The 1,170-nt window shown below is 65.9% G+C and carries 1 protein-coding gene; it reads left to right on the forward strand.

Annotated features, from left to right (window positions below; translation table 11 throughout):
- On the forward strand, positions 1-1,170 hold a 1,170-nt coding region (tuf, locus tag C8D95_RS21615), incomplete at its 5' end, for an elongation factor Tu (protein ID WP_109761273.1).

The raw sequence follows: 1,170 nt of genomic DNA on the forward strand, positions 1-1,170 counted from the left end.
AAGGAAAAGTTCAACCGCGCGAAGCCGCACTGCAACATCGGCACGATCGGTCACGTCGACCACGGCAAGACGACACTGACGGCGGCGCTGACGAAGTCGTTCGGCGAGTTCAAGGCCTACGACCAGATCGACGCGGCACCCGAAGAGAAGGCGCGCGGGATCACGATCTCGACGGCGCACGTCGAGTACGAGACGGCCAAGCGCCACTATGCGCACGTCGACTGCCCGGGCCACGCCGACTACGTCAAGAACATGATCACGGGCGCCGCGCAGATGGACGGCGCGATCCTGGTGGTGAACGCGGCCGACGGCCCGATGCCGCAGACGCGCGAGCACATCCTTCTGGCGCGCCAAGTCGGCGTTCCGGCGCTGGTCGTCTACCTGAACAAGGTCGACCAGGTCGATGATGCCGAGCTTCTGGAGCTTGTCGAGATGGAAGTGCGCGAGCTTCTGTCGGCCTACGACTATCCGGGCGACGACATCCCGATCATCGCGGGTTCGGCTCTGGCCGCTCTCGAGGACCGCGATCCCGAGATCGGGGTCGAGTCGATCAAGAAGCTGATGGATGCGGTGGACGAGTACATCCCGCAGCCCGAGCGCGCGATCGACCTGCCGTTCCTGATGCCGATCGAGGACGTGTTCTCGATCTCTGGCCGTGGCACCGTCGTGACGGGCCGGGTCGAGCGCGGCGTGGTGAACGTGGGCGACGAGCTCGAGATCGTGGGGCTGAAGGCGACGCAGAAGACGACCTGCACGGGCGTCGAGATGTTCCGCAAGCTTCTCGACCGCGGGGAGGCCGGCGACAACATCGGCGCGCTGCTGCGCGGCATCGACCGCGAGGCGGTGGAGCGCGGGCAGGTTCTGTGCAAGCCGGGTTCGGTGAAGCCGCACACGAAGTTCGAGTGCGAGGTCTACATCCTGACGAAGGACGAGGGCGGCCGTCACACGCCGTTCTTCGCGAACTACCGCCCGCAGTTCTACTTCCGCACGACGGACGTGACCGGGACGGTGGAGCTTCCGTCGGGGACCGAGATGGTGATGCCGGGCGACAACCTGAAGTTCACGGTCGAGCTGATCGCGCCGATCGCGATGGAAGACGGCCTGCGCTTCGCCATCCGCGAAGGCGGCCGCACCGTCGGTTCGGGCGTCGTCTCGAAGATCCTCGCGTAA

This window comes from Silicimonas algicola (assembly GCF_003148765.1).
Lineage (GTDB): Bacteria > Pseudomonadota > Alphaproteobacteria > Rhodobacterales > Rhodobacteraceae > Silicimonas > Silicimonas algicola.